Consider the following 24,819-nt stretch of genomic DNA (forward strand, 5'->3'; position numbering starts at 1 on the left):
ACACGGATGAGCAAGGCAGTTAAGTTGGCGCTGATGCTGACAGCAATCGCAACGGTCGCCGGGTGCCACACGGCGCCCCAGCCCCTGTATCAGTGGGAAAGCTACCAGCCGCAGGTTTACGAGTACTTCAAGGGCGAGCCCAAGGAGGCGCAGGTCGAAGCGCTGGAACGCGACCTGCAAAAGATCAACGCCAGTGGCCGCAAGGCCCCGCCGGGTTACCACGCGCACCTGGGCATGCTGTACATGACCATGGGCAAGGATGACCAGATGGTGCAGGAGTTTCGCACCGAGAAGGCGCTGTTCCCCGAGTCTGCTTCGTACATGGACTTTCTGCTGAAAAACGCCAAGACCGGAGTCGCCACTAAATGAGCCTGTTAAAACTTACCGGCGCCTTGCTGGCCCTGGCTTTGCTCGGCGGTTGCGCAGCGCCCAAGACCATTGATTACACGGCGTACAAACAGGCGCGGCCGAAGTCGATCCTGGTACTGCCGCCGGTTAATGAGTCGCCGGAAGTGCAGGCGTCCTACAGCATGGTGTCGCAAGTCACCTATCCGTTGGCCGAAGCCGGCTACTACGTGTTGCCGATTGCCCTGGTGGACGAAACCTTCCGCCAGAACGGCCTGACCACCGCCAACGATATCCAGGGCGTGGCACCGGCCAAGCTGCATGACATTTTTGGCGCGGACGCGGCGCTGTACATCACCGTGAGTGAGTACGGCACCAAGTACATGTTGATCTCCAGCGACACCTCGGTGACGGCCTCGGCCAAACTGGTCGACCTGCGCACCGGCACCACCTTGTGGACCGGCTCGGCGCGGGCGTCCAGCGAGGAAGGCAACAACAACGGCGGCGGCCTGGTGGGCATGCTGATCACGGCGGCGGTCAAGCAGGTGATCAACAGCTCCACCGATGCGGCGCATCCGATTGCCGGTATCACCAGTGCGCGCCTGCTGTCGGCGGGGCAACGCACCGGGATTCTGTATGGCCCGCGCAACCCGAAATACGGCACCGACTGAGTTGCCTGTGCACCCGTGAAAGAGCGTTTGCTGGCCCTCACAGGCTGGCAAACGCTTGGGCGGTTGGGTGGTCAGTTCACAAGGATGTCGTTCGGTCTGATCAATTGCGTACTTTTCAACAAAAAGCCCGTCGTACCGTTGCCGGCCACGTCGATGGCGATGAAGTAGCGGCCGGTTTGCGGGCTGTACTGCACCATCGTATCTCCGGCGCGCCCGGTAAATGCCTGAACAAGCCTGAGGCGTGTATTGGCTTCTTTCTCCACGCCGCGCAGGTCAATGCTGTGTGTGCCGCTGGTGAAATTCGTGAGTAACCGAGCATTGAAATAGGTCGATTCGCGGGCGCTGTTGAAGACGAAGCGCGGTTTTGCCACGGGAGCATTCACGCGTGGCGTCGCGCTCGTCGTAGTCGGTGTGTGTCGCCTGTGCTTGGTTACCTCGGACGTTCTTGAGGGCAAGAGGTCACTTGGCGTGACTTGCCCATGGGTCTTGATAAACAGGTCAGCGCTGCCATTGCCGTTGAGGTCGATGGACACCGAGCCCATGCCGCTTCTTTCATCGTAGGTGAGCAACGCCTCACCGGCTTTGCCGCTCCAGGCACTCACAACGGACAGTGAGGACAGGCCCGCATTCCTCAATGCCTGCGTCACATCGATCTTGTCGCTGCCGCTGGTGAAATCCATGATTTCATCCGGGTTCTGCGGCGTGGAATCGCTGGCGTAGTTATACACAAAACTATCGGCGCCTCTGCCGCCGCGTAGTTGATCGGCGCCGCCGCCGCCGGTGAGCCGGTTATTTTCGTCGTTACCGATCAGCGCATCATGGCCGGAGCCGCCGATGGCATTCTCCATCGTGACGCCGCGTGCGATTGAGACGTTGCCCCGGCCGTGGCCCACATCAGAGAACGAACCGGCCTTGAGGTTGATGACTTGGTTGGTGTGATAGCCCGAGACGTCCAGTGTGTCGTTGCCGGCGCCGTCCCAGATGCAAAAAACAGCAGCGTCACGATCGCTGCGCAGCGAGTAGTAGTCCCTCCCGGTGTTGGAGTTGAACCCATAGGTGTTGTTTTCCCTGCGGGTTTGATAGTTGGCGCCATAGTTGTGTTGGATGGCACTGATGTCATCCATCATGGGGGCGAAGGGTATGCCGCCGATGTTTTTGCCGCTGTCTGGAGCACCGAAGTAGCTCATGACGGTATGGGCTTTAGAGTCTTGTGCATAGACTCGATTTGAATGGTCCCATTTGCGGTTGGCATCGTAAGCACCGGGGTGAGTGAGGCCGAGTGTGTGGCCGATTTCGTGGGTCATCACATTGCGACCCAAAAAGCCTGCGCTGTAACTGCTATCGCCACTTTCGGGACCAGGGCCGGGAAAGAATGCTCTGGCACCTACTTCTCCAGAAAGTTTGAAGGTCAATCGTCCTTCTGCTTGCCCGCCGTTTTCATTGAAGTCCAAGTTCGCCACATCGCTCCAGGATTGGATAGCGCGCCGGGCTTCTTGCTTATGGTATTCGCTGAATCCGCCGCCCCAGAAGGAATAGGAAATCTCGGTTTTGTTATTTCGGTTCCAATCCTCCCATTTTTCCGCGCCATGTGTGAGTTGCTCCACAGCCCGCTGTTTATCAAAGGATTGCTTGCCGACTCTGCTGATGTACGGATCGTTCGCGCGCAGGGTGGCGTCATAGTTGCCCCCATAATGGCTGGGACGGCTTGTAGCAGCGTCCTTACGGTGATTTGACTGCGCGTTCTGCTGCGCAGGTGCACGCACAAAGCGGTGGGGGATCAAAGGTTGAATAAAGGGTCGGAAGATCGCCCGAGATATGGAAGGGCGAGAGGGCCCTTGGGCCGGGTGGGCGGCATTCGGCTGGGGGGGAAAGAAAGGCGCTCTGAAATCTATTCTCAACGTGATAATTCCCAGTGTTTATTTGTTGTTCTCCCTACAGAAAAAGTCCGCAATTCCGTTGCGCTAGGCGCAAAACTGGCAGTGTTAGAAAGAAATTCCAAAGGCCAACATGTGACTAAGCAAGTCTTTAACGTGTGGTTTTTAACGTGATGAAGTTGTCGAGTTTTTATACCCGTGCGGCGTGTTCTCAACGTTTAGGCTTGTTACAGCGGGGGCAGCAATAGCAGGCTGATTTGTCTTATGTGTTTATGGCGGTTTTTCCAAGACACACCGACTATTAACCCGAACGTGTGGGGCCTTGCGTCTTACCTTGTGAACGCATTATTCATTCACGAGGTTAAGCCTATGTACCGTCCACTTTTACACGTGCGTCCTGTCGCCCAAGGCTTCACCGTGACCTTGCTGGTGGCGCTGGCCGGTTGTGGGTTGTCTTCTTCCCGTGATGCCGCCAAGCCTGAGCACGCTGCACCTGTCGCAGAACTGCAAAGCGAGCCTGTGCAGGGTGCGCAGAGCAAACGTATGCCAATGCCGGCGCCGATGGCCATGCGCCTGGTGAGTCAGGATTCAGCCGCGATGGCCTACCGTAGCGAGCCACGCGAGCACTACGCAAACCTGCCGGACAACCCGGTGCACCGCGTTGCCGAAACGCCGGTGTCGACGTTCAGCGTCGACGTCGACACTGGCAGTTATGCCAACGTACGACGCTTCCTCAACCAAGGCCGCCTGCCGCCCGAAGGTGCTGTGCGATTGGAGGAAATGGTCAATTACTTCCCCTACGACTACGCCCGGCCCAGCGACGGCTCGCCCTTTGGCTTGACCACCGAGGTGGCCGCCACGCCGTGGAACCCGCACACCCAACTGCTGCGCATCGGCATCAAGGCCACCGACCGCGCCGTGGCGGACCTGGCGCCGGCCAACCTGGTGTTCCTGGTGGATGTGTCCGGCTCCATGGACCGCCGCGAAGGTTTGCCGCTGGTGAAAAGCACGCTGAAATTGCTGGTAGACCAGCTGCGCGAGCAAGACCGTGTGTCGCTGGTGGTCTATGCCGGTGAGTCCCGCGTGGTGCTCGAGCCCACCTCCGGGCGCGAAAAAACCAAGATCCGTAACGCCATCGACCAACTCACTGCAGGTGGCTCCACGGCCGGCGCATCGGGTATCGAGCTGGCTTACCAGATGGCCCGCGCAGGGTTTATTGACAAGGGCATCAACCGCATCCTGCTGGCCACCGACGGTGACTTCAATGTGGGCATCAGCGACTTCGACAGCCTTAAGCAGATGGCCGTCGACCAGCGTAAAAGCGGTGTTTCCCTGACCACCCTGGGCTTCGGTGTGGATAACTACAACGAACACCTGATGGAACAACTGGCCGACGCCGGCGATGGCAATTACGCCTACATCGACAACCTGCGTGAAGCACGAAAAGTGCTCGTCGACCAGCTCAGTTTAACCCTGGCGGTGGTGGCGCGGGACGTAAAATTGCAGGTGGAGTTCAACCCGGCCCAGGTCAGCGAATACCGGCTGCTGGGCTATGAAAACCGCGCCTTGAAACGTGAGGACTTCAACAACGACAAGGTCGACGCGGGCGAGATCGGCGCAGGGCATACGGTGACCGCGCTGTACGAAATAGTGCCGAAGGGCCAGAAAGGTTGGTTGGAGCCGCTGCGTTACGCCGCCGCGCCTGCCGCTGAAAACAAATCGGCTGAGTTGGCGATGTTGCGCGTGCGCTACAAACCGGCGGCGGGCGGCGGCAGCCAACTGATTGAGCGGCCCATCAGCACTGAGTCGACCAAGGCCAGCGACGACCTGCGCTTCTCGGCCGCCGTGGCGGCCTTCGCCCAACAGCTCAAGGGCGATGGCCGCTACACTGGCAGCATGAGCCTGCAGGACACCGCCGCCCTGGCCCGCTCGGCCCGAGGCGACGACCCGTTCGGGCTGCGCAATGAGTTTGTGCAACTGGTGGAATTGGCGCAGAGCCTCAAACACTGATTTTGCCTGCAGCGTCGATCCAATGTGGGAGCTGGCTTGCCTGCGATAGCATCACTGCGGTGTAACTGAAACACCGAAGCGTCTGCATCGCGGGCAAGCCCGGCTCCCACAGGTAATCTGCATTGATCCATCGAAAGGAGTTCGCCACCTACATGGCCGTACCCGATGATTCACCCAGCGACGAATCGCTGTTGGCCCGCTACCGAACCGGTGACGGTGCCGCGTTTGAGGTTTTGTACGCGCGGCACCGCCAAGGCCTGTACCGGTTCCTGGTGTCCCTGAGCAACAAGGCCGAGCTGGCCGAAGAGGTTTACCAGGAGACCTGGCTCAGCCTGATCCGCAGCACCACCCAGCCACAAGGCCGGGCGAGCTTTCGCACCTGGCTGTTCCAGATTGCCCGCAACCGCCTGATCGACCACTGGCGCAAGCACGGCGTGCATAACCCGCTGCACGACAGCTTCGACGAGCAACTGCACGCCCAGCCCGACGACAGCGCCGGCCCCGAGCAACACCTGAGCCTGAGCCGCGACCAGGCGCGCCTCGACGCCGCGTTGCAAGACTTGCCCGAAGACCAGCGCGAAGTCTTCCTGCTGCGCCTGCACGGCGACCTCGAAGTGCCGCAAATCGCCGCCCTCACCAACGCCCCGCTGGAAACCGTAAAAAGCCGCCTGCGCTACGCCCAGCAGAAACTGCGCCGCCTGCTGGCCGAGGAGATACCCGCATGACCGACTCCCGACACACCCCAGACCCCGACGACGTGTTGCTCCAACACTTTCGTCAACACAGCACAGGCGAGCCGCCTGCGTCCCTCGACGCCTTCATCCTCAACACCGCCCGCCGCGAAGCCCCTGCGCCGCCGCCAAGCCTGTGGCAACGCTGGCTGCAAGCCTGCCGCCAACCGCGCTGGCAGATGGCATTCGCCACCGTCGCCGGCGTGGCACTGATGATCGGCGTAGTGATGCGCTCGCCCGTGCCGCAGCCGGAGATATCCACCGCAACCTTCACCGCGCTCCACCAAGAAGCCGCACGCCCTGCGCCACAAGCCTTCTCGGCCCCTGCGCCCGCGCCCATGGCCCGCATGGCCGCCGCACCGCCCGCCCAGGCCGAGATCGCCGACGCGATGGCGGATGCGCCCGCAGCGAAACTCAGCAAACGCGCGGCGGTGGCGTTGCCATCGTTGGAGCAGGGGCTGCAGGAGATTGTGGATTTGCGCCTGGCGGGGGAGAGCAAAGTGGCGGATGAAAAGCTGCTGGCGCTGCATAAGCGCTTTCCCAAGGAAGACTTGCCGGCGCGGTTGGAGGTGTTGCAGAAGCGTTAAATCGACACCCACAAAAAAGCCCCAGGCCTTTCGACCTGGGGCTTTTTCATCTGTATATGGTGCACCCGGCGGGATTCGAACCCACGACCCCTGCCTTCGGAGGGCAGTACTCTATCCAGCTGAGCTACGGATGCTTGTGCGGGCGACATCATACCCATGTCGCCCTTGGGCGTCCATGCCGGTCTTTGGCCGTTTATGGGTAGGAATTGGCTGCATAGAGGCCCTGCGCCGGGTGCCAGTGGTCGATGCGGTGGAACCCGGCCGAATCACGCTGATCCGAAAGATTCGGCAAATGCGCCGTTTTCGTTCTTTTTTTCGAACAGACTATTGCCCTGTACCCCCATTGATCCTAGGATTCGTTTGAGATTTCAAACGCTCTGTCTCCCGTGCGCTATCCACTCTTTCCCGCGTGCTGGGGCTGATTTCCCTGACGGCAGCCCACAAGGCGCCTTTCAACAACTCTAATTCGCTCCGCGTGCGCGCGGTGCTGTTAAGGAAAGCCGACATGCAGCTCAAAGATACCCAGTTGTTCCGCCAGCAAGCCTTTATCGATGGCGCTTGGGTCGATGCGGACAACGGTCAAACCATCAAGGTCAATAACCCTGCCACGGGCGAGATTCTCGGCACCGTGCCGAAGATGGGCGCTGCCGAAACGCGCCGCGCTATTGAAGCCGCCGACAAGGCCCTGCCGGCTTGGCGTGCTCTTACCGCCAAGGACCGCGCCAACAAGCTGCGTCGCTGGTTCGAGCTGATTATCGAGAACCAGGACGACCTGGCTCGCTTGATGACCCTTGAACAAGGCAAGCCGCTGGCCGAAGCCAAAGGCGAAATCGTCTACGCCGCCTCGTTTATCGAGTGGTTCGCTGAAGAGGCCAAGCGCGTCTACGGTGATGTGATTCCTGGCCACCAGCCGGATAAGCGCCTGATCGTGATCAAGCAGCCGATTGGTGTTACCGCCGCTATCACGCCGTGGAACTTCCCGGCCGCGATGATCACCCGTAAAGCCGGCCCGGCCTTGGCCGCCGGTTGCACCATGGTGCTCAAGCCCGCTTCGCAAACGCCGTTCTCGGCGTTCGCCCTGGCTGAACTGGCCCAGCGCGCCGGCATTCCCAAAGGTGTGTTCAGCGTGGTCACCGGCAGTGCTGGCGATATCGGCAGCGAGCTGACCAGCAACCCAACAGTGCGTAAATTGTCCTTCACCGGCTCCACTGAAATCGGTCGCCAGCTGATGGCCGAATGCGCCAAGGACATCAAGAAAGTCTCCCTGGAACTGGGCGGCAACGCGCCGTTTATCGTGTTTGACGACGCCGACCTGGATAAGGCCGTCGAAGGCGCGATCATTTCCAAATACCGCAACAATGGCCAGACCTGCGTCTGCGCCAACCGCCTGTACATTCAGGATTCGGTGTACGACGCGTTTGCGGAAAAACTTAAAGTGGCCGTGGCCAAGCTCAAGATCGGCAACGGTCTGGAGGAAGGCACCACCACCGGCCCGTTGATCGACGAAAAAGCCGTGGCCAAGGTTCAGGAGCACATCGCTGATGCCCTGAGCAAAGGCGCGAAGCTGCTGGCCGGTGGCAAGGTCATGGAAGGTAACTTCTTCGAGCCGACTATCCTGGTCGACGTGCCGAAAAACGCCGCCGTCGCCAAGGAAGAAACCTTCGGCCCATTGGCGCCGCTGTTCCGTTTCAAAGACGAAGCCGAAGTGATCGCGATGTCCAACGACACCGAGTTCGGCCTGGCTTCGTACTTCTACGCCCGTGACCTGGGCCGTGTGTTCCGCGTGGCTGAAGCCCTGGAATACGGCATGGTTGGCGTTAATACCGGGTTGATCTCCAACGAAGTGGCGCCGTTCGGCGGCATCAAGGCTTCGGGCCTGGGCCGTGAAGGCTCCAAGTACGGGATCGAGGATTACCTGGAAATCAAATACCTCTGCCTGGGTATCTGACCGGTAAGAGATTGCAGCAAACGCAGAGGGCACGAGAGCGCTGACCCTTTGCGTGTTTTACACCGTTATTCGTAGTGGCCGGGAAAGCTGTGGCAGTCGATCATCGCATGCTGCCGTAGTTGCCTCCCCGCCACGTATTCCTTGGACCACGCCACCCGATGAGTGGCGAATGAGGACTTTATGAGCAAGACCAACGCATCCCTGATGAAACGCCGCGAAGCCGCTGTACCACGCGGTGTTGGCCAGATTCACCCGATCTTCGCCGAGTCGGCAAAGAACGCCACCGTGACCGACGTTGAAGGTCGCGAGTTCATCGACTTCGCCGGCGGTATCGCCGTGCTGAACACCGGCCACGTGCACCCTAAGATCATCGCCGCCGTGACCGCGCAGTTGAACAAGCTGACCCACACCTGCTTCCAGGTATTGGCCTACGAGCCTTACGTGGAACTGTGTGAAAAAATCAACGCCAAGGTGCCAGGTGATTTCGCCAAGAAAACCCTGCTGGTCACCACCGGCTCCGAAGCCGTAGAAAACGCCGTGAAAATCGCCCGTGCCGCCACTGGCCGTGCCGGCGTGATCGCCTTTACCGGCGCCTACCACGGCCGCACCATGATGACTTTGGGCCTGACCGGTAAAGTCGTGCCTTACTCGGCCGGCATGGGCCTGATGCCCGGCGGTGTGTTCCGCGCGCTGTTCCCGAACGAACTGCACGGTGTGAGCGATGACGACGCCATCGCCAGCATCGAACGCATCTTCAAAAACGATGCCGAGCCGCGTGATATCGCTGCCATCATCATCGAGCCGGTGCAGGGCGAAGGCGGTTTCTACGTCGCGCCTAAATCCTTCATGAAGCGCCTGCGCGAACTGTGCGACAAGCACGGCATCCTGCTGATCGCCGACGAAGTGCAAACGGGCGCTGGCCGCACCGGTACGTTCTTCGCCATGGAGCAGATGGGCGTCGCCGCCGACCTGACCACCTTCGCCAAATCCATCGCCGGCGGCTTCCCGTTGGCCGGTGTGTGCGGCAAGGCTGAATACATGGACGCCATCGCGCCAGGCGGCCTGGGCGGCACCTACGCCGGTAGCCCGATCGCGTGCGCCGCGGCGTTGGCGGTGATGGAAGTGTTTGAAGAAGAGCACCTGCTGGACCGCTGCAAGGCAGTCGGCGAGCACCTGGTCACTGGCCTCAAAGCCATTCAAGCCAAGTACCCGGTGATCGGCGAAGTGCGTGCCCTGGGCGCGATGATCGCGGTGGAGCTGTTCGAAGATGGCGACAGTCACAAGCCGAACGCCGCTGCTGTGGCCTCCGTGGTTGCCAAGGCGCGTGACAAGGGCCTGATCCTGCTGTCCTGCGGCACCTACGGCAACGTGTTGCGCGTACTGGTCCCGCTGACCTCGCCGGACGAGCAGTTGGACAAAGGCTTGGCGATCATCGAAGAGTGCTTCTCTGAGCTGTAAGCACAAGCTGACCTGGTCGACAGAAAAAACCCGCTTCGGCGGGTTTTTTTGTGCCCGATGCAACACATTCAGGCCTTGTTCATTGTACGCAGACGGCCTGATTGTCTAAGGTTGCAGCATTGCCGATGGAGCGTGCTGGATGACTGCTGTTGATTTACCGGCTGTACCCCGAGTGTTGATTGCTGAGGCGGACCCTTGGTCGCGGGACTTACTCAAGCATGTGTTATTGAATGTGCGCTGCGACGCACGGCTGGATGTGTGTGCAGATGGGCAGCAAGCGGCCACACTGCTGCAAGAAAAGACCTACGACCTGATCCTGGCGGATTGGGAGCTGCCGGGCGTCGATGGCCTGAGCCTACTGCGCAGCGTGCGCCAGAAGCGCCGTTCGCTGCCATTCATACTGCTGAGCAGTCGCAATGACAGCGCCAGCGTGCGCGAAGCCTTGCCCCTGGCGCCGACGGCGTACCTGACCAAACCGCTGAACATGGAAGGCCTGACGCAGCGCCTGCAAGACCTGCTGCTCAACGAAGGCGAAAGCGTGTATTGCGAGATCCCGCCGCTGGCGCCGGGTATGACCCTGCCGGTGTTCCTGGAGCGCCGCCGTGACGCCTGCGACGGTGCGCCGTTGCGGGTGGACGTAAAAGCCGCCGTGGAGCACAGCCTCACGCCGGAGGGCCTGGACCTTAAACGCCTGGAAGACCAGGTGCGCATGGACCCGCAAATTACCGCCGTACTGATCGCCGCCGCCAACAGCGCCGGGCATCACGGCACGCCGGTGCAAACCCTGTCGGCTGCGCTGCACAAGCTGGCGGCCGGGCAGAGCATGAACCTGATCCTGGGCCTGGCGCTCAAGCACAACGTGGTGTTGGGCGACCCGGCGCTGCTGGCCTATGCCGAGCGTCACTGGCAGTTGTCCGAGGACACCGCCGACTATGCCCGCCGCCTGGCGCGCATGCTGGAGCTGGAGCACGAGCGCTGCTACAGCGCCGGCATCCTGCATCGGCTCGGTGATTTGGCGTTATTGCGCTGCCTGGAAGACTGGCGTCAGGGTGGCGGCGCGTTGGACGACGAAGCGATTGGTGAATCGCTCGATACGTTTGGTGCGGCTTATGGTTCGGCATTGCGCGCGCGTTGGCGCTTGCCGTTGGAACTGCGCCAGCTGATCGCGGCGATCTATTCACTCGAAGGTGGGGTGTATTCACGTGAAGCGCTGGTGATGAACCTGGCAGCGCAAATGGCCCGCCTGACTGAGCATGAAGGCCTGGAGGAGTTGGCGGGGAGCAAGACGGCGCGCTTGCTGAGGGTTGGGTTGTCGGAGTTGATGCGGGTGCGCAAAAACTAGCCGGCAACGAGGTTCAAGTGTGGGAGCGGGCTTGCTCGCGAATGCGGTAGATCAGTCAATATTTTCGGCGACTGGCACACCGCATTCGCGAGCAAGCCCGCTCCCACATTTTGATGTGCGTTAACTCGCTATGACGCGGTTCTTGCCTTGGCGCTTGGCCTCGTACATCGCCGCATCAGCCCGCGCAAAGAGGCTGTCGAGCGTTGAATCTTCTTCGCGCAAGCTGGCCAGGCCCTGGCTGACAGTCACCTTGAAATTCCGGCCTTCATAGCTGAAGCTCAGCGCCAGGATTTCCTTGCCCAGCCGCTCGGCCACCTGCAACGCCATCTCCGGCGCACACCCGGGTAACACGGCGGCAAATTCCTCGCCGCCAATGCGTCCGAACAGGTCGCCACGGCGCAATACGCCGCGACCGCTCTCGGCGATACGCCGCAACACCTGGTCGCCCTCCAGATGGCCGTAGCTGTCGTTGACGTCCTTGAAATCATCGATGTCCAGCAACAGGAATGCCAGCGGCGAGCCCTGGGCGCTGGCGCTGTCAAAGGCTTGGTTGGCACATTCGAAAAAGTGCCTGCGGTTGCTGCTTTGGGTGAGCACATCGGTGGTGGCGAGGCGGTGCAGCTCTAATTCCATCTGTTTCTTTTCGGTGATGTCTTCGGCCATGCCGACCACGATCACAGGTTTGCCGGGCTCGACTTGCTGATTGATATAGCACTTGTCGCTCAGCCAGCGAATCTGCCCGTCGGCGGTGATGATGCGGTACTCGCGGTCTTCCACGGCGCCCTGTTCCAGTACGCGGGCCAGGCTGTGTTCGGCGTAGTCGAGGTCTTCGGGGTGAATGCTGTTGCGCCATTCGCGGTAGTCGGCGAGCAGCAAACCGGCCGAACGGCCAAACACCCGCTCGTAGGCCGGGCTCACATACAGCACGCGGCGCGTTTCCCAATCGATGGCCCACAACACGGCATTCACACTGACCAGCAAGGAACTCAGCAACTGTTCGCGCTCGCTCAACCGTTCGACTTCACCCTGGGCATGCATCAGCGCCAACAGGGTTGCCGCCGCCGCCGGGCGGGGAGGCTCGGCAGCAGGGGCATCGGGCAGGTAGGGATGTTCGTGAACCATCGGTACAACTCTCTCTGGGCGCGCCGCAGGATGGAGCAGCGGTCACTACAAGGGGTCACCATGATGGCGAAGTGTTCATTGAGAGAGGGGAATTGCGGTGAAGTTCCGTGAACGTGTTGACTAAGAAATGACGTCAGAAACCGGTTGTAGGCCGATTTTCGTGGTGAATAGGCTGGTTTTGGTGGGTGGGTGACTGTGGCGAGCTCGCCACAGCCACAACACAAGCCCGCTCAGTAAAAGCGGGCTGTGAATGCCGGGTCAGACCGCTGCAGGGCGCAGCGAATAGGTCTTCAGCTGGTGGGCAAAATCGCGCAGGGACTGGATACCGCTGGCCTCAGCCTCGTGCACCCATTCCTTGATCGCAGCCAACATGTCGTGGCCATTGGAGCTGGTCTTCAGCCAGATCTGCTGCAGCGCCAGGCGCTTTTCGTAGATCACGGTGAGCGCGTGACTGTGTTCCAGCATGCTCTGGATACGCACATGGTGGCGGTCATCCAGCAAGCTGGTTTCACGCGACAGCAGGCGTTTGGCACGGTGGAACTGATGGCGCACCGAGTGATCGACCTTCTCCAGCTCCTGCTTGACCAGCGGGCCGATCACCAACTTGCGGTACTGGGCCATGATCTGGAAGCGGTTGTTGAGGATCGCCATGGCGGTGTCCATGTCCAGATGGCCTTTGCCCTCCACGCGGTGCGCGATAGGCGCCACGCGCTGCACCTTGGCCAGGCGCAGGAAGCTGAAGACTTTGATCCATGCCCAACCCAGGTCGAACTCCCACTTTTTCACCGACAGCTTGGCCGAGTTGGGGTAGGTGTGGTGGTTGTTGTGCAGCTCTTCACCGCCGACGATGATGCCCCACGGCACCAGGTTGGTCGCCGCGTCACGGCATTCGAAGTTGCGATAGCCCACGGCGTGGCCCAGGCCATTGATCACGCCGGCCGCCCAGAACGGAATCCACATCATCTGGATCGCCCAGATGGTGATGCCGATGGTGCCGAACAGCAGCAGGTCGATGACGCCCATGATCGCCACACCCAGCAGCGGGTAAGGCGTATAGATTTTGCGTTCGATCCAGTCGTCCGGGCAGTTTTTGCCGTAGATGCGCAGGGTCTCCGGGTTCTCGGCTTCGGCGCGGTACAGCTCGGCGCCTTTGCGCAACACGGTGGACAGGCCCTTGATTACCGGGCTGTGCGGGTCGTCGACGGTTTCGCATTTAGCGTGGTGCTTGCGGTGGATAGCGGTCCACTCGCGGGTGTTCTGCGCCGTGGTCAGCCACAGCCAGAAGCGGAAGAAGTGTTTCAGGCCGGCATTGAGCTCCAGGGAGCGATGGGCTGAATAGCGGTGCAGATAGACCGTGACCCCAACGATGGTCACGTGGGTCATCAACAGGGTGACTGCCACCAATTGCCAGGCTGACAGGTCAAGAAAACCGTTGTACCACATAGGCTGTATGGCCCTCAGATAAAGAAAAAACCAGCTCACGCATTATCACTAAGCCTACAGAGAAAACCAGCCGCGCTTTCAGATAGGAGTGACTGGATGTTTCTTATTCTATAATCCGCAGCGTTTGTGGGGCGATTTTGTTTTTTTGGTAAGGATTACTGACCCTATGCTGTTTTCATACCGAGGTGCCCTGCGTGTGGGGCTGGTATACCTGCTGGTTTCCATTACGTGGCTCAAGCTCAGCCATTACCTATTGATCAACTTTCTCGATGACCCGCAGGCATTGGGGCGCTGGCTGCAGGTGCGCGGCTATGTGTGGGTGGCCCTCAGCGCGCTGGCCATTTACCTGATCTGTGCCCGCTTTGCCCGTACCCACCATCTGCAGCAACCGCTGAAAGAAAACCGCGAGCGCCTGCGCCAGGCGGCCGCCGTGTTCGATTGCACCCGCGAAGGCGTGCTGGTCACCGACACCGACGGGCTGATCGTGCACGTCAACCGGGCGTTTATGGAGATCACCGGCTACAGCCGTGAAGACGTCATGGGCGAGCGGCCGAGCCTGTTCAAGTCCGGGCGCCATTCGTCGAATTTCTACCAGCAGGTGTTCCAGACCCTGGAACGCACGGGCGAATGGAGCGGCGAAATCTGGAATCGACGCAAAAGCGGTGAAATTTACCCGCAGTGGCAAACCATCCGCGTGATCCACGATGACTCGGGCAAAGTCAGCCACTACGTCGCGGTATTTTCCGACATCAGCGCCATTAAGGATTCCGAGCACGAATTGGCGCACCTCGCTCACCATGACCCGCTGACGGACTTGCCCAACCGCCTGTTGTTCACCGACCGTGCCGAGCAGGCGCTGGCCTCGGCGCAAGTGCACAAGCGCGGCTGTGCCTTGCTGTTGCTGGACCTGGACCACTTCAAGATCATTAATGACAGCCTCGGCCATAACGTCGGCGACCAGTTGCTCAAGGCGGTGGGCGAGCGCCTCAAAGGCCTGTTCGGCCCCGGCGTGACCCTGGCGCGTCTGGGGGGTGACGAGTTCGCCGTGCTGGCGGAAAGTTGTCCGCAGGTGGTGCAGGCCGCCGCGATTGCGCAGCGCATGCTCGATGCGATGAAGGAGCCGTTCGTGTTTGACGGCAACCAGCTGTTTATCAGCGCCAGCATCGGTATCAGCCTGTTCCCCAGCGATGCCCTCAGCGCCCAGCAACTGCTGCGCAATGCCGACTCTGCGCTGTTCAAGGCCAAGAGCGCCGGCCGCGAAAACTACGCCTTGTACACCGAAGAGTTGACCGCCCACGCGCAGAACCGGGTGGAAATCGCCAGCGAGCTGCGCCGTGCCCTCGACCAGCAGGAACTGCGCGTCCACTACCAGCCGGTGCACGACCTGCAAGGCAGCCGCTTGATCGGCGTCGAAGCGCTGGTGCGCTGGCAGCACCCGGAGCGTGGTCTGGTGCCACCGGGTGATTTCATCCCCATCGCCGAACGCACCGGGCTGATTGCCGATATCGACGCCTGGGTGCTGGACCAGGCCTGTCGCCAGATGTGCCAATGGCTGGCCGAAGGTGCGCCGCTGAGCTTTATTGCGGTGAATGTCTCCAGCCGTCTGTTCGCCCGGCGCGAGCTGTACGAGCAAGTCGCCCAGGTGCTGCACGCCACTGGGCTTGATCCGGCGTTCCTTGAGCTGGAAGTCACCGAAAGCGCGGTGATGGATGACCCGGAAGTCGCCCTCGAGCAGCTGCACCGCCTGCGTGAGCTGGGCTTGCGCCTGGCCATCGACGATTTTGGCACCGGCTATTCCTCGCTGCTGCGTCTCAAGCGCCTGCCGGTGCAGAAACTCAAGATCGACCAGGGCTTTGTCGCCGGGTTGCCGTGGGATGAGGACGACGCGGCGATTGTGCGTGTGGTGATCGCCCTGGCGAAAAGCATGGGCATGCAAGTGCACGCCGAAGGGATTGAGCAAGTGGAGCAGGCGCGGTTCTTGTTGGAGCAGGCGTGCGATCTGGGGCAGGGGTATTGGTTTGGGCGGCCGATGCCGGCAAATGAAATTGATTGGGCGCGTGCGCCAGCTATCAGGACTTGAAATACAGTCAAAATGTGGGAGCGGGCTTGCTCGCGAAAGCGGTCTTTCAGACACAGGTGTATTGACTGATTCACCGCATTCGCGAGCAAGCCCGCTCCCACCTTTGGATTTCGGCCTGGCTTATTTTCAGTGTCGCACGCGTAAAAAACCTCGCAACCCCACGTCCGGCCAGAAAATTCTTTCTGGTTATATAAACATTCTTAAATAGTATTTTTAAGAATATCCGCGCTTATCTACTATCGCCCTCACGCCGCAAGCAGTGCCGCCACTGCCAGGCACTATTCATTTCAGGAGCGAGACCATGAGCGCATCTCTACGTAGCGTCGACGGCCAGGACGAAGCAGCCATTTTGCGTGAGATCCAGAGCGCCTTGCGCGACCTGCGGTTTGGCGCGGTGGAAATCACTGTGCATAACGCCCAAGTGGTCCAGATCGAACGCAAGGAAAAATTCCGTTTGCAGAACCCGGGCAACAAACCGGCTTAAGCCGCACCGGCGACAGACCCGCAACTATAAGAAAAAGCCAACACCCCAGAATTTCAGGAGCCTTCTATGTCGTCGATTCGCCGTTACGCCCTGGCCGCGCTGGCCAGTGCCGTGTTTGCCGGTTCCGCTGTTGCCAAGGACTACGAGTTGCTCAACGTCTCGTATGACCCGACCCGTGAGCTGTACCAGGACTACAACGCTGAGTTCACTAATTACTGGAAACAGTCCCACCCTGGCGACAACGTCAAGATCCAGCAATCCCACGGTGGCTCGGGCAAGCAAGGCCGGGCGGTGATTGATGGCCTGCGCGCCGACGTGGTGACCCTGGCCCTGGCCGGTGACATCGACGAAATCGCCAAGTTGGGCAAGACCCTGCCAGAGAACTGGCAAACCCGCCTGCCGGACGCCAGCACCCCGTACACCTCGACCATTGTGTTCCTGGTGCGCAAGGGCAACCCTAAAGGCATCAAGGATTGGGGCGACCTGATCAAGAAAGACGTTTCCGTGATCACCCCGAACCCGAAAACCTCCGGCGGCGCCCGCTGGAACTTCCTCGCCGCCTGGGCTTATGGCCTGAAATCCGGTGGCAGCGAAGCCAAGGCCCAGGAATACGTTCAGGCGCTGTTCAAGCACGTACCGATCCTCGACACCGGCGCTCGCGGTTCGACCATTACTTTCGTCAACAATGGCCAGGGCGATGTGTTGCTGGCTTGGGAAAACGAAGCCTTCCTGGCGCTGAAAGAAGACGGCGGCGCCGACAAGTTCGACATCGTTGTGCCTTCCCTGTCGATCCTCGCCGAGCCGCCAGTGGCCGTGGTCGACAAGAACGCCGAGAAAAAGGGCAACACCGAAATCGCCACTGAATACCTCAAGCACCTGTACAGCCCGGCTGGCCAGGAGATTGCGGCGAAGAACTTCTACCGCCCACGCGATGAGAAAGTCGCCGCCAAATACGCCCAGCAGTTCCCGAAACTGGACCTGGTGACTATCGACAAAGACTTCGGCGGCTGGAAAACTGCCCAACCGAAATTCTTCAATGACGGTGGCGTGTTCGACCAGATCTATTCGGTGCAGTAAGCCAAACTAGCTGTAGGAGCCCCGCTTTTCTGGCAAGGCTTTTACTGTGGCGAGGGAGCTTGCTCCCGTTGGGTTGCGAAGCAGCCCCAAACCAGGCGACCGAGATGCATCTGATGCAACGCGCAAACCGATTTGGGAGCGCTTCGCACTCCAACGGGAGCAAGCTCCCTCGCCACAGTCAGTCGCCTCCCCATTTATGGCGCGCTCCTGCCGTGGTATCTACCCGCTAACCAAGGACTCTTATGTCGCGTCGTATTTCCCCCGTCATACCCGGCTTCGGGCTGACGCTGGGCTACACCGTGGTGTACCTCAGCCTGATCGTACTCATCCCCCTGGCGGCGATGTTTGTACACGCCGCTCAACTCACTTGGGATCAGTTCTGGGCCATTATTTCCGCACCGCGGGTGCTGGCGGCGTTGAAACTGAGCTTCAGCACCGCGTTGTACGCTGCGCTGATCAACGGCGTGATCGGCACGCTGCTGGCTTGGGTGCTGGTGCGCTACACCTTCCCCGGCCGCAAGATCATCGATGCGATGATCGACCTGCCCTTCGCCCTGCCCACGGCGGTTGCCGGTATTGCGCTGACCGCGCTGTACACGCCGACCGGGCTGGTCGGCCAGTTCGCCGCGGACATGGGCTTCAAGATCGCCTACAGCCCGTTGGGCATCACCCTGGCGCTGACCTTCGTCACGCTGCCCTTCGTGGTGCGCACGGTGCAGCCGGTACTCGCTGACATCCCTCGGGAAATCGAAGAAGCCGCCGCCTGCCTCGGCGCCAAGCCGTTGCAAGTGTTCCGCTACATCCTCGTGCCGGCATTGCTGCCCGCCTGGCTGACCGGCTTCGCGCTGGCCTTTGCGCGTGGCGTGGGTGAGTACGGTTCGGTGATCTTCATCGCCGGCAACATGCCGATGAAAACCGAGATTCTGCCGCTGCTGATCATGGTCAAGCTCGACCAATACGACTACCGCGGCGCCACCTCCATTGGCGTGCTGATGCTGGTGGTTTCCTTTGTCTTGCTGCTGCTGATCAACTTGTTGCAGCGGCGCATCGAACGTCCATAAGGAGGCGCGGAACATGTCCCAATCGTCTATTTCCGCTGCATCCTCGGCCAACGCTGCCCGTCGTGGCAGCGCGGTGTCCCGACGCATCCTGATCAGCCTGGGCTGGCTGGTGTTCTTCCTGTTCCTGTTGCTGCCGCTGTTTATCGTGGTGTCCCAGGGCTTGAAGAATGGCCTCGGCGCGTTCTTCACCGCGATCCTGGAGCCAGACGCGTTGTCGGCATTGAAGCTCACGGTCATCGCCGTGTTGATTTCGGTGCCGCTCAACGTGGTGTTTGGCGTCAGCGCCGCGTGGTGCGTGAGCAAGTATTCGTTCCGCGGCAAGAGCATCCTGGTCACGTTGATCGACCTGCCGTTCTCGGTCTCGCCGGTGATCGCCGGTCTGGTCTACGTGTTGATGTTCGGCGCCCAGGGCTTCTTCGGCCCGTGGCTGCAGGACCATGACATCCAGATCGTGTTCGCCTTGCCCGGTATCGTGCTGGCGACCATCTTCGTGACCGTGCCATTCGTGGCGCGTGAACTGATCCCGCTGATGCAGGAGCAGGGCACCCAGGAAGAAGAGGCCGCGCGCCTGCTCGGCGCCAATGGCTGGCAGATGTTCTGGCATGTGACTGTGCCGAACATCAAATGGGGCCTGATCTACGGCGTGGTGCTGTGTACTGCACGGGCCATGGGCGAGTTCGGCGCGGTGTCGGTGGTGTCCGGCCATATTCGCGGCGTCACCAACACCTTGCCGCTGCACGTCGAGATCCTCTACAACGAATACAACCACGTTGCCGCGTTTGCCGTCGCGAGCCTGTTGCTGATCCTGGCGCTCTTCATCCTGCTGCTCAAGCAGTGGAGCGAGAACCGTATCAACCGCCTGCGCAAAAGCGCCGGTGAGGAATAAGTCATGTCGATTGAAGTCCGTAATGTCAGCAAGAATTTCAACGCCTTCAAGGCCCTGAACAGCATCAATCTGGACATCCAGAGTGGCGAGCTGGTGGCGTTGCTGGGCCCGTCCGGCTGCGGCAAGACCACCTTGCTGCGCATCATCGCCGGCCTGGAAACCCCGGATGACGGCAGCATCGTGTTCCACGGTGAAGACGTGTCCGGTCATGACGTGCGTGATCGCAACGTTGGTTTTGTGTTCCAGCACTACGCGCTGTTCCGCCACATGACCGTGTTCGATAACGTCGCCTTCGGCCTGCGCATGAAACCGAAAAACCAGCGCCCGAGCGAAAGCCAGATTGCGGTCAAGGTTCACGAGTTGCTGAACATGGTGCAGCTGGATTGGCTGTCGGATCGCTACCCGGAGCAGCTCTCCGGTGGCCAGCGCCAGCGTATCGCCCTGGCCCGCGCCCTGGCGGTAGAGCCCAAAGTGCTGCTGCTCGACGAACCGTTCGGCGCCCTTGATGCCAAGGTGCGTAAGGAGCTGCGCCGCTGGCTGGCGCGTCTGCACGAAGACATCAACCTGACCTCGGTATTCGTGACCCACGACCAGGAAGAGGCCATGGAAGTCGCCGACCGTATCGTGGTGATGAACAAGGGCGTGATCGAGCAGATTGGCTCCCCGGGCGAAGTCTACGAAAATCCGGCCAGCGATTTTGTGTACCACTTCCTGGGTGATTCCAACCGCCTGCATTTGGGCGAGGACAAGCACGTGCTGTTCCGCCCGCACGAAGTGTCGCTGTCGCGCCATGAGCTGGAGGATCACCACGCCGCTGAGGTGCGTGATATTCGCCCACTCGGTGCGACAACTCGGGTCACGCTGAAGGTCGAAGGCCAAAGCGAGCTGATCGAGGCTGAAGTGGTGAAAGACCACGACAGCCTGACCGGCCTGGCCCGCGGCGAAACCCTGTTCTTCAAACCCAAGGTCTGGCAAAAAGCTTGACCCTCAGATCGTTCCCACGCTCTGCGCTCATCGTTCTACATAACTCTGTTTTCGAGGTATTTTTAACTTGGGACAGAAATGGAGAACGATGATTGAACTGGGCACAAGACGAAATGATTACCGCCGACTTAGGCGACAAACGCCTCAACGCTAGGCTGGCTAGTTTTTTGGAGCGTTTGGCCGATCACCCAAGTAACAGTATTCCGACGGCTTGCCGGGGGCTAGCTGAAACAATGGCCGCTTATCGGTTCCTTGATAATGAAAAAGTCACGTTCCAAAAAGTGCTGCAACCTCATCAGGACGCGACTCTTGAGCGAATGCAAAGCAGCCCCGTGGTGCTGTTGGTTCAAGACACAACCGAGATGGATAAATGGGTAAACCTTGGGCCCAAAGGGATGGGCACCCTCAAGGCGCAGAAAAAACACTCCCGGCGCTTGCATCCCACGGTTGCGTTTACCCCCGAACGTATTTGTCTGGGCGTCGTCGACGCCCAATGGTGGAGCCGCGATACGCCGAGCCCACGCCAAGAGCGGCGAGACAAAGGGATTGTGGAGAAAGAAAGTCAGCGTTGGATCGATAGTTATCAGACCAGCTGCGCGATTGCCGGACAAATACCGAACAATCTGGTCGTCAACTTGGCTGATGCTGAGGGCGACTTGTACGAATGGTTTGTTGATTATCAAGAGTTCAGCCCGGATACACGAGCTCAATGGATCGTGCGGGGGGCTCAAGATCGGCGCCTGTTGGAGCCTGAAAGTGAGAAATTGTGGTCGGCATTAGAGCAGGCACCGTCATTGGGGACGCTCAAGGTTGAAGTAAGAGCGCGACCTAAACGTCCGGCACGACTGGCTGATATTACGTTGCGTACAGCCACGGTGACGTTGCGAGCGCCCGATAGACCTGGCTACAAATTGCCCGACGTCACGATTAATGGGGTTTTAGCTCGCGAAGAAAACGTTATAGAGGGCGCCGAGCCGCTGGAGTGGTTGCTGCTGACCAGCTTGCCGGTCAGCACGCTTGAGCAAGCCAGCACTGTCGTGGAGTGGTATGGCGTTCGGTGGTCTATTGAGGTGTTTTTCAACGTGCTGAAAAATGGCTGTCAAGTCAGCCGCCTGCAATTGGAAACCGAGGAAAGGTTACTGCCATGTATTGGCTTGTATCTGATTACGACGTGGCGAGTGTTGTACAGCTTGATGCTGGGACGCACGTGTCCGGACTTAAGTTGCGAGATGGTATTCGACGTTTCGGAGTGGAAGGCAGCCTACATCGTGGTTAAACGGTGCCCGCCGCCTTCTGAGCCCCCCTCTCTAGGTGAAATGGTTTTGTTGGTAACCAGTTTGGGAGGCTACCTCGGGCGTAAAAATGACGGCCCTCCCGGTCCAAAATCAATGTGGATCGGGATACAACGAATACGCGAATTTGTAATTGCGTTAGAAGCCCAGCGTGCGCTCATCGAGACTTGTGTAGAACGATGAGCGCTCTGCGTGGGAACGCCTCTTGTGACGCTCTGCGTCACGCTTTGGGACGCGGAGCGTCTTGGGCTGCATTCCCACGCAGAGCGTGGGAACGATCATCACGGCGCGCCACCGGCCCCGATCGCGCCTCGATCTGCTGCTTGAGATCACCCCGCAACCCCAGCAAAAATGCCACTTCCGCCACCACAAACAACGGCCCCACGATCAGCCCCGACACGTCATCCACAAACGCCGGCTTCCTGCCTTCGTAATAGTGCCCGACAAACTGAATCACCCAGCCCACCACAAACATGCCGATACCGCTGCTCAGCCACACCAGCGTGCTCTGCGCCGCCAGCACGTGCCCGGCCCACACCGACACGCCCATCAACAGCGTCATCAGCACGCCCAGCGCCAGTTCCAGGCGCAGGTAAAACCATGCCGAAAACAACGCGAGCAGCACCGCCGGCGACAGCCAGAGGCCGCCCACTGCCCATTCAGGGCGTGACAGCAGCACGGCCACGGCGACCACAATCAGCGGGATGCCAATAAAGTGGCTGGCGATATTGCGCGGGTCGCGGTGGTACGCGGCGTATTGACTGAGGTGGTCGACGAGGCTTTTCATTGTTGTTCCTCCTGTAGGATGTTTGATCATGCCCTGTCGGCCTGCGTCTGACTGTCAGCTGGGCGACAATCTTCGGAGTGCTCATGGACACAGAGAAATGGCACGCGCAGCTGGCCACCGGTCATTGGTTCAGCCACTTGCCTGGCTCTTTTCAGCATAGCCTGCTGGCCCATGCCCGGCAGCGGCAGCTGGCGGCGGGGCAATACCTGTTCAAACGCGGCGACCCGCCGTGTGGCCTGTATGCAGTGCTCGACGGCACCCTGCGCATCAGCGCGGTGAATGAGCACGGCAAGGAGGCGCTATTGAGCCTGGTGGAGCCGCCGTACTGGTTCGGCGAAATCTGCCTGTTCGACGGCTTGCCGCGCACCCATGACGCCTGCGCCGTCGGGCCATGTACGTTGTTGCAGGTGCCGCAGCAGGCGCTGCTGAAAGTCCTCGACGAGTCGCCACAGTGCTGGCGCGATCTGGCCTTGCTGATGAGCCAGAAACTGCGCCTGAGTTTTATCAATATCGAACAACTGAGCCTGATGCCGGCCTCGGTGCGCCTGGCGCACCGTTTGTTGATGATCGTTGAAGGTTACGGCGACACCGAACACGCAAAAAGCGTGCTGCAACTGCCCCAGGAAGACTTGGCGGCGATGTTGAGCCTGTCGCGCCAGACCACCAACGCGTTGCTCAAGGACCTGCAGGCCCAGGGCATTGTGCGGTTGGGCTATGGCGAGATCGAAATCGTCGATGCCCAGCGACTGCGTGAGGCGGCGCACACCTGAGGGTGTTAGCCTGCAAACCTGATTAATCGAGGTGTGTTATGCGCGTGCTGTTAGTGGAACACGAAACCGAAGAGGCACAGCGGATGGCCCAGGGCTTGAACGAGGCCGGCTACACCGTCGAAGTTGCGGCCAATGGCATGGCGGCGTTGCGTTTCGTGGAAAGCACCGAGTACGACCTGGTCATCCTGGATGTGATGCTGCCGGGGTTGAATGCCTGGAAGTTGCAGCAGGCTATTCGGTTGAAGGGTGAGACGCCGGTGTTGTTCCTGACCACGCCGGGCGGGATTGAAGACCGCCTGCGCGGCCTGGAATTGCATGAGGATGATTATTTGCTCAAGCCGTTTGATGCCCGTGCATTGGCGGCTCGATCAGCCAAACTGTTGCGCCGGGATCGAGGCCGCTGACAGGTACATACCTGTCAAGTTTGACAGTAGATGGGCGGTTATCGGAGTAGCACACTTGAGTTGTCAATGTTGACTCTCAAGGAATTAACGTCATGTCATCTACTACTTCTGGCAGGGATACTGCTCCTGTTGTTACATCACCGGCCCAAAATGGCACGTATTCGCAAATGGTTGAGTTTTCGGGTACTGGCGCTCCGGCTTGGCAAGTCTGGCTTACACTCGTTCCAATTGATGCAGGTAACCAACAGCTCCAAGGTGCTCTAGTCGATCGGTGGGGGAAATGGAAATTTACTCAAAAAATTGACCGTGGCGTTAAATCGGTAATTGCCTTTCAAAGCTTTAACCGTGAGCGATCCCCAATATCGGACATCATCAAATTCACTGTGTTGTAGTTCACGGGCCAGGCTAGTGGACGGGTGGCCGAGAGGGAGCAATAAGTTTGGGGCGCAGTTACCCCACACTTTCCCGAAACTGCCCCGGCGTCATCCCCGTCCAGCGCTTGAACGCCCGGCTGAAGCTGCTGGTATCGGCAAACCCGAGCAAATGGCTGATCTCGGCCAATGAACACTGCGGATCCCGCAAGTGCAGCAGCGCCAGGTTCTCCCGGCACTCATTGAGCAGCGCATCAAACCGACAGCCTTCATCTGCCAGATGCCGTTGCAAACTGCGCAAGCTCAGGTGCAGCGCCTGGGCAACCCGCTCAGCACTGGGCTCACCTTCCGGCAATTGTGCCTCGATGGCCGCGCGTACCTTGCGCTCCCACGTCAGCGGCTGCAACTGGGCGAGGGTGCGTTTGAGCACGGTTTCATTGTGTTCGGCCAGCTCCGGGTTGGCGTCATCCAAGTGGCTGTCGAAATCTTGCGCGGCAAACTCCAGGCGGTCTTCCTCGGCGCCAAAAAACACCGGCGCGCGAAATACCGTGTGCCAGGGCTGGGGATCAATGGGTTGCGCACGCCGCAAATAAACAGCCAGCGGCGCGTATTCACGGCCCAGCCGGTTACGGCATGTGCGCACATAGATCGCCGCAAACGCATCAATCGCTTCCAGCGCCGGCGCCGGGCTGCCGGGCGGTTGCAGCAGGCGAAAGCGATAGCGTTCGCCGTCTCCACTCAGCTCCAGCGTCAGGGCATCGCTGACCACGTGGTGGTAGCGCACGATCCGCTCAAACACCTCCCGCAGACTGCCGCTGGCCACCAGCGCATAACCCAGCGCATGAAAGGTCGTGGGGGTGACAAACCGCGACACCCGAAGGCCAATGGCTGGGTCGCCGCTGGCCTGCACTGCCAGTTCCCACAACCGTGTGGTGGCCGACAACGGGTAGCGTGCATTCGGGTCGTCCATCTGCTGTGGGTCAAGCCCGGCCTGTGCGCACAGTGCGGCGCTGTCGAGGTTCAGGGCATCGAGCTGTTTGCGCAGTGCGCGGGTCCAGCTGGCGAGGGAGGTGGCTTCAGTCATGACGATTG

General features: G+C 60.1%; 23 protein-coding genes and 1 tRNA gene. 18 read left to right on the top strand and 6 right to left on the bottom strand.

Annotation, left to right across the window (positions count from 1 at the left end; all coding sequences use genetic code 11):
* Positions 1 to 6 precede the first annotated feature (6 nt).
* Both ACA065_RS00865 and ACA065_RS00870 read left to right on the top strand, forming a co-directional pair.
* Positions 7 to 369 carry a DUF4810 domain-containing protein gene (locus ACA065_RS00865; RefSeq protein ID WP_110622924.1) on the top strand — a complete coding sequence of 121 codons (363 nt, stop codon included), beginning with the start codon at positions 7 to 9 and terminating at the stop codon, positions 367 to 369.
* Positions 366 to 1,016 (top strand): DUF799 domain-containing protein, encoded by a 651-nt coding sequence (locus ACA065_RS00870; protein WP_497692924.1) that lies wholly within the window; start codon positions 366 to 368, stop codon positions 1,014 to 1,016. Before ACA065_RS00865 ends, ACA065_RS00870 begins: the two co-directional genes overlap by 4 nt.
* Positions 1,017 to 1,087: 71 nt before the next feature.
* On the opposite strand, the gene ACA065_RS00875 is transcribed toward ACA065_RS00870, so the two are convergent.
* Complete coding sequence (locus ACA065_RS00875) at positions 1,088 to 2,779, bottom strand: M10 family metallopeptidase C-terminal domain-containing protein (protein WP_497692925.1); 1,692 nt, start codon at positions 2,777 to 2,779, stop codon at positions 1,088 to 1,090.
* A 480-nt stretch (positions 2,780 to 3,259) separates the two neighbouring features.
* Between ACA065_RS00875 and ACA065_RS00880 the strand changes: the two genes are divergently transcribed.
* From ACA065_RS00880 to ACA065_RS00890, 3 genes are all read left to right on the top strand, one after another.
* Complete coding sequence (locus tag ACA065_RS00880; protein WP_497692926.1) at positions 3,260 to 4,900, top strand: vWA domain-containing protein; 1,641 nt, start codon at positions 3,260 to 3,262, stop codon at positions 4,898 to 4,900.
* 152 nt (positions 4,901 to 5,052) lie between these two features.
* Positions 5,053 to 5,625: an RNA polymerase sigma factor gene (locus ACA065_RS00885; protein WP_497695277.1), complete on the top strand. Its 573-nt coding sequence runs from the start codon at positions 5,053 to 5,055 to the stop codon at positions 5,623 to 5,625.
* Positions 5,622 to 6,218: a hypothetical protein gene (locus tag ACA065_RS00890; RefSeq protein WP_497692927.1), complete on the top strand. Its 597-nt coding sequence runs from the start codon at positions 5,622 to 5,624 to the stop codon at positions 6,216 to 6,218. The genes ACA065_RS00885 and ACA065_RS00890 overlap by 4 nt, the downstream gene beginning before the upstream one ends.
* 57 nt (positions 6,219 to 6,275) lie before the next feature.
* On the opposite strand, the gene ACA065_RS00895 is transcribed toward ACA065_RS00890, so the two are convergent.
* Positions 6,276 to 6,352 (bottom strand) — tRNA-Arg (locus tag ACA065_RS00895).
* A gap of 371 nt (positions 6,353 to 6,723) precedes the next feature.
* Here ACA065_RS00895 and gabD point away from each other — a divergent pair.
* The 3 genes from gabD to ACA065_RS00910 all read left to right on the top strand — a co-directional run bounded on the left by gabD (position 6,724) and on the right by ACA065_RS00910 (position 10,966).
* Positions 6,724 to 8,166, top strand: coding sequence for an NADP-dependent succinate-semialdehyde dehydrogenase (gene gabD, locus ACA065_RS00900; RefSeq protein ID WP_497692928.1), 1,443 nt, complete (start codon positions 6,724 to 6,726; stop codon positions 8,164 to 8,166).
* A gap of 180 nt (positions 8,167 to 8,346) precedes the next feature.
* Positions 8,347 to 9,624: a 4-aminobutyrate--2-oxoglutarate transaminase gene (gene gabT / locus ACA065_RS00905; RefSeq protein WP_497692929.1), complete on the top strand. Its 1,278-nt coding sequence runs from the start codon at positions 8,347 to 8,349 to the stop codon at positions 9,622 to 9,624.
* Positions 9,625 to 9,763: 139 nt separating this feature from the next.
* Positions 9,764 to 10,966: an HDOD domain-containing protein gene (locus ACA065_RS00910; protein WP_497692930.1), complete on the top strand. Its 1,203-nt coding sequence runs from the start codon at positions 9,764 to 9,766 to the stop codon at positions 10,964 to 10,966.
* A gap of 120 nt (positions 10,967 to 11,086) precedes the next feature.
* Here ACA065_RS00910 and ACA065_RS00915 read toward each other — a convergent pair whose 3' ends face one another.
* On the bottom strand, positions 11,087 to 12,088 hold the full coding sequence (locus ACA065_RS00915; RefSeq protein ID WP_497692931.1) for a sensor domain-containing diguanylate cyclase: 1,002 nt from the start codon (positions 12,086 to 12,088) through the stop codon (positions 11,087 to 11,089).
* A 258-nt stretch (positions 12,089 to 12,346) separates the two neighbouring features.
* A complete protein-coding gene (desA, locus tag ACA065_RS00920) occupies positions 12,347 to 13,531 on the bottom strand; it encodes a delta-9 fatty acid desaturase DesA (protein ID WP_448653440.1) in 1,185 nt (394 codons plus the stop codon).
* 166 nt (positions 13,532 to 13,697) lie between these two features.
* Between desA and dibA the strand changes: the two genes are divergently transcribed.
* The 7 genes from dibA to ACA065_RS00955 all read left to right on the top strand — a co-directional run bounded on the left by dibA (position 13,698) and on the right by ACA065_RS00955 (position 21,578).
* Positions 13,698 to 15,611: a phosphodiesterase DibA gene (dibA, locus tag ACA065_RS00925; protein WP_497692932.1), complete on the top strand. Its 1,914-nt coding sequence runs from the start codon at positions 13,698 to 13,700 to the stop codon at positions 15,609 to 15,611.
* A gap of 301 nt (positions 15,612 to 15,912) precedes the next feature.
* On the top strand, positions 15,913 to 16,095 hold the full coding sequence (gene oscA / locus ACA065_RS00930; RefSeq protein ID WP_010565387.1) for a sulfur starvation response protein OscA: 183 nt from the start codon (positions 15,913 to 15,915) through the stop codon (positions 16,093 to 16,095).
* A 66-nt stretch (positions 16,096 to 16,161) separates the two neighbouring features.
* The gene (locus ACA065_RS00935; RefSeq protein WP_497692933.1) at positions 16,162 to 17,172 is read left to right on the top strand and encodes a sulfate ABC transporter substrate-binding protein; all 1,011 of its coding nucleotides are present in this window, start codon (positions 16,162 to 16,164) and stop codon (positions 17,170 to 17,172) included.
* Between the two features lie 242 nt (positions 17,173 to 17,414).
* Positions 17,415 to 18,233 (top strand): sulfate ABC transporter permease subunit CysT, encoded by an 819-nt coding sequence (cysT, locus tag ACA065_RS00940; protein WP_048725431.1) that lies wholly within the window; start codon positions 17,415 to 17,417, stop codon positions 18,231 to 18,233.
* A gap of 13 nt (positions 18,234 to 18,246) precedes the next feature.
* On the top strand, positions 18,247 to 19,119 hold the full coding sequence (gene cysW, locus ACA065_RS00945) for a sulfate ABC transporter permease subunit CysW (RefSeq protein ID WP_094951095.1): 873 nt from the start codon (positions 18,247 to 18,249) through the stop codon (positions 19,117 to 19,119).
* Positions 19,120 to 19,122: 3 nt separating this feature from the next.
* Entirely contained in the window at positions 19,123 to 20,103 is a 981-nt protein-coding gene (locus ACA065_RS00950) for a sulfate/molybdate ABC transporter ATP-binding protein (RefSeq protein ID WP_065899550.1), read from the top strand.
* A 92-nt stretch (positions 20,104 to 20,195) separates the two neighbouring features.
* Complete coding sequence (locus tag ACA065_RS00955; RefSeq protein ID WP_497692934.1) at positions 20,196 to 21,578, top strand: IS4 family transposase; 1,383 nt, start codon at positions 20,196 to 20,198, stop codon at positions 21,576 to 21,578.
* Between the two features lie 37 nt (positions 21,579 to 21,615).
* Here the strand turns inward: ACA065_RS00955 and ACA065_RS00960 are convergent, their stop codons facing one another.
* Positions 21,616 to 22,182, bottom strand: a complete 567-nt coding sequence (locus tag ACA065_RS00960; RefSeq protein ID WP_497692935.1) for an Mpo1 family 2-hydroxy fatty acid dioxygenase — start codon at positions 22,180 to 22,182, stop codon at positions 21,616 to 21,618.
* Between the two features lie 83 nt (positions 22,183 to 22,265).
* Here ACA065_RS00960 and ACA065_RS00965 point away from each other — a divergent pair, with 83 nt between their 5' ends.
* From ACA065_RS00965 to ACA065_RS00975, 3 genes are all read left to right on the top strand, one after another.
* On the top strand, positions 22,266 to 22,952 hold the full coding sequence (locus ACA065_RS00965; RefSeq protein WP_497692936.1) for a Crp/Fnr family transcriptional regulator: 687 nt from the start codon (positions 22,266 to 22,268) through the stop codon (positions 22,950 to 22,952).
* 38 nt (positions 22,953 to 22,990) lie between these two features.
* The gene (locus tag ACA065_RS00970) at positions 22,991 to 23,356 is read left to right on the top strand and encodes a response regulator (protein WP_497692937.1); all 366 of its coding nucleotides are present in this window, start codon (positions 22,991 to 22,993) and stop codon (positions 23,354 to 23,356) included.
* A 92-nt stretch (positions 23,357 to 23,448) separates the two neighbouring features.
* Positions 23,449 to 23,748: a hypothetical protein gene (locus tag ACA065_RS00975; protein ID WP_497692938.1), complete on the top strand. Its 300-nt coding sequence runs from the start codon at positions 23,449 to 23,451 to the stop codon at positions 23,746 to 23,748.
* A 58-nt stretch (positions 23,749 to 23,806) separates the two neighbouring features.
* Here the strand turns inward: ACA065_RS00975 and ACA065_RS00980 are convergent, their stop codons facing one another.
* A complete protein-coding gene (locus tag ACA065_RS00980) occupies positions 23,807 to 24,811 on the bottom strand; it encodes an AraC family transcriptional regulator (protein ID WP_497692939.1) in 1,005 nt (334 codons plus the stop codon).
* Between the last annotated feature and the right edge of the window lie 8 nt (positions 24,812 to 24,819).

Source organism: Pseudomonas sp. LBUM1640 (assembly GCF_059716225.1).